Annotated in this window: 12 protein-coding genes; 3 read left to right on the forward strand and 9 right to left on the reverse strand. The window is 62.7% G+C overall.

All coding sequences use genetic code 11. From position 1 onward, the window contains the following. Window positions 1-2: 2 nt before the first annotated feature. Window positions 3-1,253, reverse strand: a complete 1,251-nt coding sequence (oiaX, locus tag AC1D1N_RS10815) for a 3-oxo-isoapionate-4-phosphate decarboxylase OiaX (protein ID WP_477348436.1) — start codon at window positions 1,251-1,253, stop codon at window positions 3-5. A 187-nt stretch (window positions 1,254-1,440) separates the two neighbouring features. On the opposite strand from oiaX, the gene AC1D1N_RS10820 reads away from it, so the two are divergent. Next, window positions 1,441-2,154 (forward strand): transcriptional regulator NanR, encoded by a 714-nt coding sequence (locus tag AC1D1N_RS10820; protein WP_142866853.1) that lies wholly within the window; start codon window positions 1,441-1,443, stop codon window positions 2,152-2,154. Window position 2,155: 1 nt separating this feature from the next. Here AC1D1N_RS10820 and apnL read toward each other — a convergent pair whose 3' ends face one another. From apnL to AC1D1N_RS10860, 8 genes are all read right to left on the reverse strand, one after another. Next, window positions 2,156-3,994 carry a D-apionate lactonase gene (gene apnL, locus AC1D1N_RS10825; RefSeq protein WP_477348438.1) on the reverse strand — a complete coding sequence of 613 codons (1,839 nt, stop codon included), beginning with the start codon at window positions 3,992-3,994 and terminating at the stop codon, window positions 2,156-2,158. Beyond that, window positions 3,991-5,025 carry a Gfo/Idh/MocA family protein gene (locus tag AC1D1N_RS10830; protein ID WP_477348440.1) on the reverse strand — a complete coding sequence of 345 codons (1,035 nt, stop codon included), beginning with the start codon at window positions 5,023-5,025 and terminating at the stop codon, window positions 3,991-3,993. The genes apnL and AC1D1N_RS10830 overlap by 4 nt, the downstream gene beginning before the upstream one ends. Window positions 5,026-5,027: 2 nt before the next feature. Next, window positions 5,028-6,092 (reverse strand): ABC transporter permease, encoded by a 1,065-nt coding sequence (locus AC1D1N_RS10835; RefSeq protein WP_477348442.1) that lies wholly within the window; start codon window positions 6,090-6,092, stop codon window positions 5,028-5,030. Then, window positions 6,085-7,641 carry a sugar ABC transporter ATP-binding protein gene (locus tag AC1D1N_RS10840; protein ID WP_477348444.1) on the reverse strand — a complete coding sequence of 519 codons (1,557 nt, stop codon included), beginning with the start codon at window positions 7,639-7,641 and terminating at the stop codon, window positions 6,085-6,087. The genes AC1D1N_RS10835 and AC1D1N_RS10840 overlap by 8 nt, the downstream gene beginning before the upstream one ends. Beyond that, the gene (locus AC1D1N_RS10845; protein ID WP_436262040.1) at window positions 7,638-8,282 is read right to left on the reverse strand and encodes a DUF2291 family protein; all 645 of its coding nucleotides are present in this window, start codon (window positions 8,280-8,282) and stop codon (window positions 7,638-7,640) included. The genes AC1D1N_RS10840 and AC1D1N_RS10845 overlap by 4 nt, the downstream gene beginning before the upstream one ends. Window positions 8,283-8,377: 95 nt before the next feature. Further along, window positions 8,378-9,319: a D-ribose ABC transporter substrate-binding protein gene (locus AC1D1N_RS10850; RefSeq protein WP_112563086.1), complete on the reverse strand. Its 942-nt coding sequence runs from the start codon at window positions 9,317-9,319 to the stop codon at window positions 8,378-8,380. 314 nt (window positions 9,320-9,633) lie between these two features. Further along, the gene (locus AC1D1N_RS10855; protein WP_352583436.1) at window positions 9,634-10,461 is read right to left on the reverse strand and encodes a phosphogluconate dehydrogenase C-terminal domain-containing protein; all 828 of its coding nucleotides are present in this window, start codon (window positions 10,459-10,461) and stop codon (window positions 9,634-9,636) included. Between the two features lie 741 nt (window positions 10,462-11,202). Next, complete coding sequence (locus AC1D1N_RS10860) at window positions 11,203-12,102, reverse strand: GNAT family N-acetyltransferase (RefSeq protein WP_477348446.1); 900 nt, start codon at window positions 12,100-12,102, stop codon at window positions 11,203-11,205. Window positions 12,103-12,342: 240 nt separating this feature from the next. Here AC1D1N_RS10860 and argE point away from each other — a divergent pair, with 240 nt between their 5' ends. After that, a complete protein-coding gene (argE, locus tag AC1D1N_RS10865; RefSeq protein WP_477348448.1) occupies window positions 12,343-13,467 on the forward strand; it encodes an acetylornithine deacetylase in 1,125 nt (374 codons plus the stop codon). Between the two features lie 11 nt (window positions 13,468-13,478). Next, window positions 13,479-14,402 (forward strand): 2-hydroxyacid dehydrogenase, encoded by a 924-nt coding sequence (locus AC1D1N_RS10870; protein WP_477348449.1) that lies wholly within the window; start codon window positions 13,479-13,481, stop codon window positions 14,400-14,402. The last annotated feature ends 13 nt before the right edge of the window (window positions 14,403-14,415 follow it).

Consider the following 14,415-nt stretch of genomic DNA (forward strand, 5'->3'; position numbering starts at 1 on the left):
CTTCAGGCTGCCTTGCCGTCGCCGAATTTTTCGATTGACCGCGCCAGCTCAGGATGGCTCAAGGCGAACTCCACCAGCGGAATGCCGTCGACCGCAGCTTGCCAGGCCTGCAGCACGGCGCGCACGCCGGCGCTCGGCCCGTCCGGATGGCTGACGATGCCCCCGCCGCACAGATAGAGCAGGTCGACCGTGCGGCCGGTTCGTGCATAGGTCTCGGGCGCCTGCCCGCCCCACTGGCCGGAGCCGGCCACTGGCAGCGCGCAGTCCTCAGGCAAAAAGATCGGTGTCGTCACCGCCTTGAAGGATTCGACGAAGGACGTGTCCGGCTCCCAGTATTTCGATTGGATGCCGTTGATCTGGAACTGGTCGACGCCGAGCAGCCGCCAGAATTGCTGCCAGACCTTGAAGTCCATGCCGAGGCCGGGATGGCGGGTGAGGATATCCCAGCCGTTGCGATGGGCGTGCAGCACCAGGCTGGAGCGCTTCCTGAGAAAGGCCATTCCGCCGAAGCCGATGGAATTGATGTTGACCACCGCGCAATTGCCACCGGCCTTGGCGACAAAGTCGTGGTTGCGCATCATCTCGTCCGGATCGGCATGCGAAATGCCGAAGGCATACATCACCTTCTTGCCGGTCTTCTGCTCATGGTCGAGGATCAGCGGCATGATTGCCTTCACCCGTTCCGCCAAGGGCGAATAGGCTGGGCTCATCAGCTTCTCGTCGTCCTTGATGAAATCGACGCCGGCGGCGATCAGCTCGCCCACCATTGCGGCGGTCTCGTGCGGCCGCAGCCCCAGCGCCGGCTTGACGATGGTGCCGATGATCGGCCGATCCGTGACGCCGGTCAGCTGGCGGCTGCCGGCGACACCGAACTGCGGACCTGGATGAGCGGCGCGATATTGCTCCGGCAGCTTCATGTCGACGACGCGAATGCCGGACAGGCCCTTGATCGAGTAGGCGCCGCCGATGGCAATCGTCATCAGTGCCGACAGGTCGGTGCCGATGGCACCGAACGGAAAGGCGATGTCGACATCCGCGCGCTTGAACGGCCCGTCACCGGCCTCGGGAATGGAGGGCCTGTCAGCCTCAGTCAGATGGCGTATGGCGAGAACGCGCGCCGCCACTCTGGCCTTGAGTTCCTCGGTCTCACCGGGCAGCGCAACGAAGGTTCCGGTCGACTGGTCGCTGGCGATCTTGGCTGCCAGCGCCTCGATGCTGCCTGATGTCTCGATGCGGTAGGTGAGCGTGATCATGGTTCGTTGTCTGAGGCCGAAGGAGGTTCGAAAAGAGTTCCTTGATCGTCGAAATCTGGTATAATGAGTACATAAGCTTTGCAAGCAATATCCTGCTCGCAAGATATGGGCTGATTGGCTGGCAGGCATTCTGGAAATCGTGACGGCAGTGCTAGATAGACACCGGTCAAGGGAGTGATTCGCGACGATGAACCGTTCGGAGCCGATCGTCCGGCGCAAGCTTTCCGATGAAGTGTTTTTGCGGCTGAAGCGCCTGATCACCAGCGGCGAACTGACGCCGGGCGACGATATGCCCTCGGAGCGCGAACTGATGGAGCGCTTCGAGGTCGGCCGTCCCGCGATCCGCGAGGCGATGCAGGCGCTGAGCAATATGGGCCTGGTCGCGATCTCGCATGGCGAGCGCGCCAAGGTGCTGCAGTTGACCGCCAAGTCGATCATCAAACAGGTCGATGGCGCGGCCAAGATCATCCTGTCGTCGTCGAAGGACACGCTGGAACACCTGAAAACCGCGCGCATCTTCTTCGAGCGCGGCATGGTCAGGGAAGCCGCCGAAAACGCCACCGCCGAGGACGTTGAGCGACTGCGGGCCACAATTGCCGAACAGCGCGGCTTTCGCGGCGATTCCGAAGCCTTCATTTCCGCCGACATGAAGTTTCACACCCAGATCGCGGCGATTTCAGGCAACCCGATCTATGTCGCCGTCAGCGAGGCGATGCTCGGTTGGCTGAAGGAATATCATACGGAAATGCTGATCTGGACCGGCAAGGAAAAGTTCACGCTGACCGAGCACGAAGAGATCATCGACCGCATCGAGAAGAAGGATGCCGACGGCGCCGAGAAGGCGATGATCAAGCATCTCGAGCGCTCCCGCGCGCTCTATGTGATGAATTCCGAAAAATAGCTTAGCCGATCCGCGCGATCGCGTAAGGCGCCATCAAGAATTGCTCCCGACCAAGCGCTGAGATGTCGACCGGCACGTCGCCCGCTGTCAGGTTCACCAGCCACAAGATGATCTTGCCCGAGGCGGCGCGGCCAGCCAGCGCCAGCACCTTGGTCTCATCGCTCGTCCTTGCCGCCACATGCGCAAGGCCGGCCATTTCGCAAAGCCCCTTGATGGCATCGAAGATCGGCCGGGGTGATCCTTCCGCGACGGGTTCTCCGGACGCCGCCAGCACGCCGAACGGTCCAGTGAAGCCGGAGAGCGTGAGTTGCTCCAGTCCAACCGGCGCGACGTGCGCGGCATAGCCGATCGTCCACGCGGCGGCGAACAGTCCGGCATGGCGCGGGTCGCGGTCGGCCATGGCGATGCGCAGGCCCTCCGGGTTTTCCTTGGTGGCGCCGCCATAGGGGTTCTGGCGCATGGCAATCGTCGACGGGCCGATGCGGTAGGGTTTTTCTCCGAAGATCGCTCGCGCAGATCGCGTGATGAAGGGCAGCGCCTCCAGTGACTGCATGACGCTGAGATCGTCGGCGGCGTGCACGATCGGGCAAGTGCAGTGGGTGACGAAATCCAGCAAGCCGGCCGGCACGCGCTTGCGGTTGAGTTCGGTGAAATAGCTGAACATGCCACCGCCAAGCCGGATACCAGGAAAGGCGCGACGAGCAGCGGCATAAACGTCTTCGAGCGGCGGACAGTCCGGCCACGCGCTGCCCGGCGGCGTCGACTGCCGGTCGACGGAAGGCGAGACGGCAATGGCCGAAAGTTTTAGCCCGGCCTGGCGCACCATGTCGGCGACGGCTGAAAGTTCAGCTTCGAGATCGCCCGCGCAGGCAACGACGCATTCCAGCGTCGTCTGCACTGGATAGGCGGCGGCAAGTTTTGCAAAGGACTGCAACGCACCCAGCCCATGGCCACGTGTCGGGTCGTAGTGGAAGACAAGTTGCTGCGGGCCCAGCGCGGCCAATGTCGGAAGGTTTGCGAGCGCGGCCTCCACGTCATCCGGGTAGATGATCACGCCGATATCCGGCAGCCTCTGCCCGGCCTCGCCGAGTTCGATGCGCACCGGTTCGGTGCTTGCCGCGACAGCCGGTATTTTCCCCTCGTCGATGATGCGCAGGCTGATCGTCTGTCTGACGGGTTGACCGGCAGGCAACACATAGGGCCATGGCAGCGCCAGCGGCCGGACATAGGTCTTGTAGGACGCATCCGACCAGTTGCGCTGGTCTTCCATCTCGAAAGTGTCGCCCTCCATCCGGCATTCGGCAGTAATGCCCGGCTGAACCTCATGGGTGATCGCGCGCAAATCCTTGAAAGGCTGCCAGGGATCGATCAGCAGCGGAAGTTTTGTCGCCACCACGCTGCCATCGGTATGCTCGACCGTCACCGCACTGCCAGCCAACCCGGCGATCGGGTGCAAGATGCAGAAGCCGCAGCGATTGGTCTCGAAATCGCTCTCGGGCAGTGCGCTGACGTCGAAGACCAGATGGCCATCAGAGGAGCCTTTGATCGTGGCGCGGAAGGCGAGCCGGCTTGCGTCCTGCCCGGCGCAGTTTGCCGTGTAGCTCACCGAGAAACTGTGGGTGCCACAATCGATCATAAGGTTGGTCAGCGCTGGTTCGTAAGTGCCCCAATCGCGATCCCTGACGATGTAGGCGATGGCGCGCAGCACTTCGATGCCACCATAACGGATGCTGCGCAGATTGCCGTTGACGAAGTCGGCGCTGAGCGGGCCTGCACGCAGCCTGACTGGCTCGGCCTCGACCACGCGTGTGCCGTAGATGAGAAACGCGTCGGCTGTCATTTCAGCAAGGCATCGAGGTGGACAGGTTCGTGGCTCGCGGCGCCCAGATAGGCCGCCTCGACAAGCGCAAAGGTTTGGAGATTGTCCGCGCCCGAGGTCGCCGGCTCAGTCCCCTTTGCCAGGCAGTCGACCCAGTGCTGTTGAATCGCGACGACGCTCTCCTGGATGTTGTGCCAGGGCCGCGACGCCCAGGGCAGCAGCGGCGGCGAAACGTCTATGATCTTCGTACCGCTCTTGCCGGTGACGGTGAGCCGGTATCCTTGCGCCAGCCGGATCGTGCCGTCGCGGCCGTCGATCTCGATCAGCGTTTCGGGAAACGGCTCGACGGCAAGCTTCGTCGCGTAGCTGCAGTCGACGACCGACGTCGCGCCGTTCTTGTGGTCCATCAACATCGTCGCGACATCTTCGCCGGCGATATCAGGGTTGATGCGCGCGGTTCGCGTCGTGATCGTCGACACGTCGCCGAGCAGAAAGCGGGCGATGTCGAGACTATGGATGCCAAGGTCTTCGATGATGAAGCGCTTTCCCTTGGCCAGATAGGGCTGGCCGGAGAACACGTCATAGGCGGAGCGGAAGGAGATGCGGCCGAAGAAGGGCGTGCCGATCTTGCCGCTGTCGAGCACGGCGCGCACCGCCTGGATCGGCGACTGCCAGCGGAAGTTCTCATGCACCATCAGCGGTACGCCGGCATCGGCACAGGCCTTCACCATGGCCTTGGCGTCGGCCAACGTCGGCGCGAACGGCTTTTGGCAGATCACCGGCACACGGTAACGCGCCGCCATCTCGACCAGCGGACGATGACTGGGCGCCGTGGTGGCGATATCGACGAAATCCAGCCTCTCGCTGGCAAAAAGTTCGGCCGCGTCGGTGTAGCGCTTCGCGATGCCGAACTGGTCACCAACGATGCACAGCCGTTCCGGGTCGCGGTCGCAAACGGCGACGATCGAGGCGCCTTCAATGTCACGCCAGGCATGCATCTGGTTAACGGCAAAGAAGCCGCAACCGATCAGCGCTCCCCGCAACTCCGCCATGCTCACCCTGCCTTTGCCATCTGCATCAGTGTCACCCGGCTCTGCAGCCGACGCTGCGCCTGGTCGACGACAACGGCGACGATGATGACCAGGCCCTTGATCACCATCTGCCAGAAGGAACTCACCCCCATCATCACCAACCCGTCCGAAAGAATACCGATGACGAAGGCACCGACGATGGTGCCGCCGATCGTGCCGCGACCGCCCGACATCGACGTGCCGCCAAGCACCGCCGCGGCGATGGCGTTGAGCTCGAAACTTTCACCCGTCGCCGGATGCGAGGCCATCAGTTCGGACGAAATGATCAGGCCGACGATCGCCGCGCAGAAACCGGAGAACATGTAGACGAACATTTTTACCATGTTGACACGGACGCCCGAAATTCGGGACGCCCGCTCGTTGCCGCCGACGGCGAAGATGTGGCGGCCGAGCGGCGTATATCTGGCGAGATAGGCTGCCGCCAGCGCAACGACGATCAGGATCCAGATCGCCACCGGCAGGCCGAGCACCCGGCCGGCGCCGAGAAAACCGAAGCCGGTGGTGCCGAGTTCCGGCTTGCCGACCAGATTGGGGAAGGTGCGGCCATCCGACGACAGCAGCGCCAGGCCGCGCGCGACGTAGAGCACGCCAAGCGTGGCGATGAACGGCGCGACGTTCAGCCTCGTGATCAGCAATCCGTTGACGGCACCGATCAGGATGCCGACGGTAAGCGTGATCAGCGCGATCTCGACCGCGTTGAAATAGATGGTGTAGCCGATCTGCAGGTCGATGCCGTTCAGCACGAGGTAGCCGGCTACCATGCCGCACAGGCCGACGATCGAGCCGACCGACAGGTCGATGCCGCCGGTGATGATAACAAAGGTCATGCCCATGGCCAGGAACGCGTTCAGCGCCACGTGTTTCGACATCAGGATCAGATTGGCGGTCGACAGGAAATTCGGCGCCGCGATCGAAAAGAAGATCAGCACGGCGATCAGCGCGATGAAAGTCCTCGCCTTCATCAGCGTGAGCAACAGCGAGCCGCTCGAGACGGAGGGGACAGCCGCCTTGGCCGGGATGTCAGTCATGAGCGGTGTTCTCCGTGTGCGGGGCCGGTCCGTGGCCAAGTGCGGAGGCAGCGACAAGGGCCGCCTCCGTCGCCTCGGCGCGATCGAACGTGCCCGTCAGTTTTCCATTGCTCATCACCGCGATCCGGTCGGACAGCGCCATCACCTCGTCGAGATCGGAGGTAGCGAAGAGAATGCCCAGCCCGTCGCGCGACAGTTTGCGCATGGTGCGGAAGACATCCGCCTTGGCGCCGACGTCGATGCCACGGCTGGGCTCATCCATCAGCAGCACCTTGGGGCCGGTGAGCAGCGCCTTGCCAATCACCACCTTCTGCTGGTTGCCGCCGGACAGCGACGAGACGTCCTGCGCCGGGTCGGCAACCTTGATCGCCAGTTCCCGCACCATCTGCGTCACCGCCTGCCTTTCGGGGCCGCTGCGAATATGAAACAGCCGGACAAAGCGCGACAGGCTGGCCAGCGTCAGATTGCTGGCGACCGAGAGGATCGACACCAGCCCTTCGCGCTGGCGGTCTTCGGGGATCAGCGCCAGCCCGCGCCGGATGCGCCGCGTCGTGTCGCGCTCCTTGACCCTTTTGCCAGCAATGAAGATCGCGCCGGTGGCCTGGCCGTGGCGGCCCATGATGCAGTCGAACAATTCGCTGCGCCCGGCGCCCATCAGGCCGTAGATACCGAGGATTTCGCCGGCGCGCAGCGACAGCGAGACGTGGTCGACTGAAAGCCCGCCGGTCGCGCGCGGCAGGCAGATGTCCTCGGCGCGGAATATCTCTTCGCCGGGAACATGGCCGTCGGCCTTGGCAAAATCCTTGGCGTCGGAGCCGATCATCTGCCGCACGATCCACCGCGTGTCGACGTTTCTCATCTCCTCCTGGCCGGTGATGTGCCCATCGCGCAGCACGGTGATGTAGTCGCCGATGCGGATCAGCTCTTCCAGCCGGTGCGAGATGTAGACGATAGCAACGCCACGCGCCTTGAGGTCGGCGATCACCTTGAACAGGATCTCGACTTCCGCCGCACTCAGCGCCGAGGTCGGCTCGTCCATGATCAGGATGCGCGCATCGAGCGAAACCGCCTTGGCGATCTCGACCAACTGCTGCTGGCCGATGCGCAGATCCTCGACCAGCATATCGGGCCTTATGCCGGCCTGCAGCCGTTCGAGAAATTGCGCGGCACGGCGCTCCTGCTCCTTGCGGTCTATCTTGCGGAACCGGTTGGTGATCTCGCGTGTGGCAAAGATGTTTTCGGCAACGGTCAGATTGCCGAACAGGTTCAGCTCCTGGAACACCATGCCGATGCCGCGGTTCACCGCATCTCCCGACGATGAGAAGGAGACCTCCTCCCCTTCCAGAAGGATCCGGCCGAGCGTCGGCTGTTCGACGCCGGCGATGATCTTCATCAGCGTCGATTTGCCGGCGCCGTTTTCACCGACCAGCACATTGACCGCGCCCTTGCGCACCTCGAAATTCGCCCGCTTGACCGCGACTGTGCCGGAATAGACCTTGGAGACGTCTTCCAGTTTCAGGATGACATCGTGAGCAACCACAGCGCTCATCGCTTCGGCCCGATTTCTGCCTCCGCCGGCGTCACCAGCGGCAGGTCCTGGCCGCTTTCGAGCGTATAGGCGCCAAGAACCTTGGCGGTCCGGCCCTCCAGCGCCTCGCGCGGCAGTTTGGAAAGCACGGCCTTGTCGGCATAGGCGTTGAACGCCTTGCCGAACTGGGCAAAATCGATCTGGTTGGTAAAATCGTTGAACTGGATGAAATCGAGGCTGTCGCGCAGCGCTGTTCCCCGCATCGCCGGTCCGATCTGCACCCTCGCATCTGCCTTGCCGTCGCCGTCGACATCGATATCCATCGTCGCCGCGCGCGACGCCGTGTTGGCGGCAATGATCTTGCCCTCAACGCGAACCGCGAAGGTCCAAGGCGAATTTGCCTGCTTGTTTGGATTGCCATATTTGGCGCCGGCAGAAGCGGGATCGGTTTTCGCCAGCGCGTGAACCTCGGCAAACGGCCCGGCTTTCCGCTGGAGATAGGGCACGACCTTCGCCACCCAGATCTCCTCGACCATCTTGTCGGGGTTGAACGCGGTGCTGCTGCCGCTGTCTCCCGAGGGAGTCGGAAGAATCTTGCAAGCGGTAAGGCTGATGCCGAGTGTCGCGGCAAGGATCGGCCAGATCGGCTTGTTGTTCAGCATGATGGCCTGTTGTTCAGCATTGCGGTCGGCACCCACGGAAAATGGCGGCGAGGGGCGCCCCATGGGTCGCCCCTCGCTATTCATATCGCGCCGGCTCAGTTGGTCAGCGCAAAAGTTTCCAGCTTGGGAGCATTGTCGCCATTGACCAGGACGCAGTCCATCAACTGCTTTTCCTTGGCCGGCGACTTCTTGTTCTTGATGAAGTCGTTGGCCTGCTCTACCGCCATCTGCGCCTGCGCATAGGCCGGCTGCAGCACGGTAGCCTTGATGCCGCCCGCGGTGATCGAGTCGCGCACGTCGTTCGATCCGTCGAAGCCGACGACGATGACGTCCTTCCGGTTCGCCGCGACCAGCGCCGCATAGGCGCCCATCGCCATCGTGTCGTTGCCGGAGATGACGCCCTTGATGTCGGGGTTGGCCTGCAGGATCGATTCCATCTTGGCGTAGGCTTCGGTCTGGCTCCAGTTGGCCGATTGCTGGGCGACCATCTTCAGGTCCGGATAGTCGTCGATGACGTCGTGATAGCCCTTGGAGCGGATGCCGGCATTGGTGTCGGATTCCTTGCCGACCAGCTCGACGAAATTGCCCTTCTCGCCCATCAGCTTGACGAATTCCTGCGCGCCGAGCTGGGCGCCCTGGTAGTTGTTGGAGACGATCTGCGCGACGGCGACTCCGGTGGCGTTGATCTCGCGGTCGATCAGGAACGAAGGCACGCCCGCGTCCTTGGCCTTCTGCACGGCGGCGACGGTGGCGTCGGCGCCGGCATTGTCGAGGATGATCGCCTTGGCGCCGCGACCGATCGCGGTGTCGATCAGTTCGGACTGCTTGTTGGCATCGTCGTCATGGACGAGCACCAGCGCTTCGTAGCCGAGTTCCTTGGCCTTGGCTTCGGCACCGACGGCTTCCGCCTTGAAGAACGGATTGTCATGCGAGGGCGTGATGATTGCAATGAGGTCCGCCGCATAGGCGGGTGCCGCGGTGCCAAGCGCCAGCATCCCGGCAAAAGCCGCAAGTGTCATTCTGCGTGTGAGTTTCATGATGTCCTCCCGTTTGAAAAACGGCCTTGATCAACCAAGGCCACTGTCTGCATTCGAATTCGTTACGCAGCGCGGGCCGCTGATCGGTTCAGGCTCAAAAGCCGTTTGCCGGCTTCCACTGACGGATCGTTGCTCCCCGGCCGTCCTCCACTCGTCCAGGCTTCGAACTCCCTGCGAAACCTTATCGATCCGAGTCAACAACAGCTAAGCCAACTGGTATGATGAGTCAATCACAAATTCAGATGATATGTAAGCGTCGGCGGCGATGCGCCGAGGCATCGAGACGCTCCGGCGAGCACCTGACTTGACCTTTCTCAGGTGATGCGCTGAATGCTCGCGGCGATCTCTTCCGGCTCGAACACCCGCTTCCAGTCGTCGCGCATCAGCACCGGCTTGCCGAACTCGATCGCCTTGTTGCAAGCGTCGGAGAACACACCCTTGGTTTCGCCGAAGATGACGGCGCCAAGAACATTCATATGGCCGAGCAGGAAATCGAGCGCAGCTTGCTTGTCGACGCCGCGCGCCACAACCTCGTCGACGGCTTCCTTCATGACGACGAGCAGCGAGGCGCATACGGTTTCCGAAAGGCCGGGCTCCAGCAACGCCATCTGATCGACAGTGACACGGTGCGAACGCATCACTGGCGCCCAGATGATCTTGGCGATCGCCTCGCCCTTGGCAAAATCCTCTTCCGGACCCTGCATCAGCGCGCTGACCATATGCTGCTTGGCTTTGACGCCGCCGAAATAGTCTTTTTTTGCCGCCATGTCGGTCTCGTCGTTGAAGATCGGCGGGTGGCAGGGATGGGTGACAAAATAGGTCAGGTCCGGCCGCTTCGGCAAATGGCCGGCGAACGGCGCGGCGGCGTCGAGAACGACGACCATCGTGCCCGATGCAAGCTTGCTCTCTATGCTGGCCGCCACCTTGCCGATATGCGTATCGGGAACCGCCAGGATCACCACATCGGCACCTTTGAGCGCTTCATCGGCGCTGACGGCTTCGAAGCCCAGACCCGACTTCAGCCGCTCGCGGCCGGCATCGCTGACCTCGACATGGCGTATCGTATAGGGCGAACCGCGAAAATTGGTCGACAGGCGGTACCCCATCTTCCCGCCGGCACCGAACAACGCAATCGTCGTCATGTATCCCTACTCCCGATTTTTAAACGACGGCCGCGCCGATCGTCATGTTATCAACTGGTATAATCACTTTACCACGCTTTAGCAAGTTGAACAGGCCGAGAATTTGCCCAAACCAGAGCCCCGTTGCCCGGCTTTGCCAGACGTTCGATGCCCACGCTCTGGAAGTCTGCGAGGTCCATTTTCTCGGGTGCTCGCGGCGATCCGGACGCTGCATTTTTCTACGTGTACGGAAGCCCGAGGTGGTCGAAGCAGTCGCGATCGGTTAGATGTGGCTCAAGACCCAGCAGCGTCGACTACCGCAGCGCGATACCGCCCGTAGCGGTATGGGACCACCGGCAAGGCGAAGTGCTTCCGAGCGGTCTCGGTCGCGTTTTTCGCATCTTAGGTTCCTGCTGCGAATTTTGGCGAAGGGCTATGGAGAATTCGTAATTCGCGGCTTCGCCGATCCCGGCGAGCCACCGCCTTTTCTACGCCATGACACGATATTGAACACTAGCGTGCCATTGTCAGTGCACTTCGGTCACGAATAAGCGAATCCAACAAAGTTGTCGCGACGTCGATGCGTTCAGACGGAAGTTGATGCGCGCCTGCCTTGGGCAACTTCGAAGGTTGTGACAATCCAGTGTTGTCTGCGTTTGAGCATGGCTGCAGAAACCATACTTTTAGATGTTAGTTCTACTGGTGCCGCAAGAGTGCCTGCGAAGGCGTGGACAACCGCGACTGCCCGCGTCCTGGATTGAACTAACCGAGCGTTTGACTGGCGAGGGCATAGGTCACCGGTTCAGCTGAGCCGCCGACTGCAAAATCGTTGAGGGGCTTGCCCATCGACATGGTGAGCACCGTGTCGAAAACCGGCATGCCGCTGTGCGACAGAAAGGCGGCGAACTCGCCATTGTCCATGTGGGTGTCGATCCGCAGGAAAGACCCCGAATGGTCGTCCACATGCGGCCGGACGATCGCCACGGCGTCGGCATCGCTTTCCGCCACGACCGGCCCCACGACGTGGCCTCGCCCGAACGGCCGGCAGAGCGCGAATGCGTTCAGCCTGCCATCCTTGAAAAGACCATAGCCGGCCGAGTGTGCGAAAAGCCTTTCGATGAGTGCCGCCCGCCTCACGCCAAATCCTGCCGCGTCGAGCGCGATAGCTGCGGGAATGTCCCCTGCGCCCAAGGTCCTGACATCGCGTATGTCTCCCGGGCTACCCGTCGTCTCCAGGCGGGCGATGCCCTGGCATTGATAGACAGTCTTCTCCGGCTGGAAGTCGAGCGAGAGATAGAGCCGCCTTGCCGCCCTGGTCGCATTGAGGCGCAAGTCGCGGCCGGCTACCCTGTCGAAGACCCGCTTCATCAGCCATTGCCCCGCACCCAGCGTCTGGAGCCGCGGCGAGGTGATGACCATGCCCACGGTTGCGAAATCCGTGCCATGCGCGAACCACATGGCCGAGCCGAGAACCCGGCCGATCTCGTCGAGCGCCACGAACCCCTCTCCCGATTGGCGCAGGAATTGCCAATCCTCGGCGCGATGCGGCCATCCCACGGAGAGCGAGAGTGCGTGCAACCGGTCAAGATCGACGCCTTCGATGTCGTCGATGCGCATCGAGAAAGTATCGATTTTCAAGCTCTCGGACGGCTTCAAGTCCATGCCCCTGAAAGATTACCACGAGGGAGGGCGACCTATTGGCGACCGCCTACTGCCACGCCAACGCTAAACAAGCAGCCCGGTACGATTTGCTCGAAAGCCGCGCGCCAACGCAAGATTCGACTGAAACACTTCCGCTTTCGGCACGCAATCGCGAAAGAACGCGCACACTCTCTCTCGAAATCTAGCAGCATATGGTCGACGGCATCGATCCGGCGAACCCGAAATGTTTTGAGGGCTGGAATGGACGTCTTCGACATCCTCGATCGTCTCGTCGCCTTTCCATCGGTCGCCGGCAGACCGAACGGCGATATCGCCGGCTGGATCGAGACCTATCTCGCGGAACACGGAACCCAGGTCACCGTGCTTCCAGGGCCGGAAGGCGATCGTTCCAATCTTTTCGCAACGATCGGCCCTGCCGATGTCCCGGGCTACATACTGTCCGGCCATATGGACGTCGTCCCCGCCAGTGAGCCGCAATGGAGTTCGAGCCCTTTCGCGCTACGCCGGGAGGGTGAACGGCTCTACGGACGCGGCACCACGGACATGAAAGGGTTTCTTGCCGCGGCACTGGCGGCCGTGCCTACGCTGGCGGGACTGCGCCTCGCCAGGCCAATCCACCTCGCCTTCTCCTATGACGAGGAGGTGGGATGCCGCGGCGTGCCGCATTTGATCGCCCGCCTTCCTGAGCTTTGCGCAAAGCCGCTCGGCGTCATTGTCGGCGAGCCGAGCGGTATGCGCGCCGTGCGCGGCCACAAGGGCAAGGCGGCCGCCCGCGTGATTGTCAACGGGCGCTCCGGCCATTCCTCCCGACCCGACCTCGGGCTCAACGCCATCCATGCCATGGCCGATGCGCTGAGCGCGGCCGTGAGCGAAGCCGAGCGGCTGACGCGCGGTCCGTTCAACTCCGCCTTCGAGCCCGCCTATTCCTCGCTGCAGGCCGGTGTGATCGCAGGAGGACAGTCGGTCAACATCATTCCCGACAGTTGCACGCTGGATCTGGAGGCACGCGCCATACCCGGTGTCGACCCAGCGAGCCTTCTCGCGCCGATCAGGGCGCGGGCCGAGGCCCTCGAAACCGACGGCTTTCCGGTCGAGTGGACGGCGATGAGCGCTTATCCGGCCCTGTCGCTGCCACAAGAAGCGGCACTGGCAGGACTGCTGCGCGAGCTGACAGGCGAGGTGCCGCTCGCCGCCGTCAGCTATGGCACGGAGGCAGGACTTTATCAGGCCGCCGGGTTCGATGCGATCATCTGTGGACCGGGCGACATCGACCGCGCCCACAAGCCGGATGAGTACATTCTCACCAGCGAACTCGCAGCCTGCCAGCGATTGATCGAGGCGCTTGGCGCCCGCTGCGCGGCTTGAAGGGAAACCGGATGACGTTCCTGTTCAATTCCGATGCGGGGCGCGGGGCGGTCTTCGCCGATGCATTCGCTAGAGAATTGCCGGACGTCCCCTTCACGATGGATGCTGCAGCGGTCGATCCCGACGCGGTACGCTATCTCATCACCTGGACCGCGCCAGAAGACCTCGCGCGCTACAGGAGCCTGGAGATCCTGTTTTCGATTGGCGCTGGCGTGGACCAGTTCCGCTTCGATACCGTGCCGGAACAGGTGAAGATCGTGCGTACGGTCGAGGAAGGCATCGTGCGCATGATGCAGGAGTATGTGACGCTGGCCGTGCTCGCGCTGCACCGCAACCTACCTGCCTATCTGGCGCAGCAGCGCGCCGGCGAATGGAGCGATATCGCACAACTCCAGGCCGGGTCGCGCCGGCTCGGCGTGCTTGGCCTCGGGCAACTCGGCCAGGCCGTCCTCGACCGGCTGAAGCCCTTCGGCTTTCCGCTCGCCGGCTGGAGCCGCTCGCCTCGACAGATCGCGGGCGTGGCCTGTTATCATGGCGAGCTTGGGCTGGAGGAGATGCTCGCGGCCAGCGACATATTGATCTGCCTGCTGCCACTGACCGAGGATACGCGCGGTTTTCTGAATGCCGACCTGTTGGCGAAGCTGCCCAAGGGCGCGGCGCTCGTCCACACCGGCCGAGGGCCGCAGCTCGACCACGAAGCGCTTGTCGCGGCTCTGAACAGCGGCCAACTATTGGCGGCGATGATCGACGTCACCGATCCCGAACCGCTGCCCGCGGGTCATCCGTTCTGGTCGCATCCGAAGATCATTCTCACCCCGCATATCGCAAGCGTCACCCAACCTGCGACGGCTGCACGCGCCGTCATCGACAACATCAGGCGCCACCGCGCGGGTCTCGATCCTATCGGGCTCGTCGACCGGTCGCGCGGCTATTGAAACCCAACCGGAA

This window comes from Mesorhizobium sp. P2_B5, assembly GCF_056404775.1.

What these genes read in the sequence shown, in the direction of transcription:
- oiaX (WP_477348436.1), bottom strand. Translation starts at nt 1,253, where the DNA reads ATGATCACGCTCACCTACCGCATCGAGACATCAGGCAGCATCGAGGCG.
- AC1D1N_RS10820 (WP_142866853.1), top strand. Translation starts at nt 1,441, where the DNA reads ATGAACCGTTCGGAGCCGATCGTCCGGCGCAAGCTTTCCGATGAAGTG.
- apnL (WP_477348438.1), bottom strand. Translation starts at nt 3,994, where the DNA reads ATGACAGCCGACGCGTTTCTCATCTACGGCACACGCGTGGTCGAGGCC.
- AC1D1N_RS10830 (WP_477348440.1), bottom strand. Translation starts at nt 5,025, where the DNA reads ATGGCGGAGTTGCGGGGAGCGCTGATCGGTTGCGGCTTCTTTGCCGTT.
- AC1D1N_RS10835 (WP_477348442.1), bottom strand. Translation starts at nt 6,092, where the DNA reads ATGACTGACATCCCGGCCAAGGCGGCTGTCCCCTCCGTCTCGAGCGGC.
- AC1D1N_RS10840 (WP_477348444.1), bottom strand. Translation starts at nt 7,641, where the DNA reads ATGAGCGCTGTGGTTGCTCACGATGTCATCCTGAAACTGGAAGACGTC.
- AC1D1N_RS10845 (WP_436262040.1), bottom strand. Translation starts at nt 8,282, where the DNA reads ATGCTGAACAACAAGCCGATCTGGCCGATCCTTGCCGCGACACTCGGC.
- AC1D1N_RS10850 (WP_112563086.1), bottom strand. Translation starts at nt 9,319, where the DNA reads ATGAAACTCACACGCAGAATGACACTTGCGGCTTTTGCCGGGATGCTG.
- AC1D1N_RS10855 (WP_352583436.1), bottom strand. Translation starts at nt 10,461, where the DNA reads ATGACGACGATTGCGTTGTTCGGTGCCGGCGGGAAGATGGGGTACCGC.
- AC1D1N_RS10860 (WP_477348446.1), bottom strand. Translation starts at nt 12,102, where the DNA reads ATGGACTTGAAGCCGTCCGAGAGCTTGAAAATCGATACTTTCTCGATG.
- argE (WP_477348448.1), top strand. Translation starts at nt 12,343, where the DNA reads ATGGACGTCTTCGACATCCTCGATCGTCTCGTCGCCTTTCCATCGGTC.
- AC1D1N_RS10870 (WP_477348449.1), top strand. Translation starts at nt 13,479, where the DNA reads ATGACGTTCCTGTTCAATTCCGATGCGGGGCGCGGGGCGGTCTTCGCC.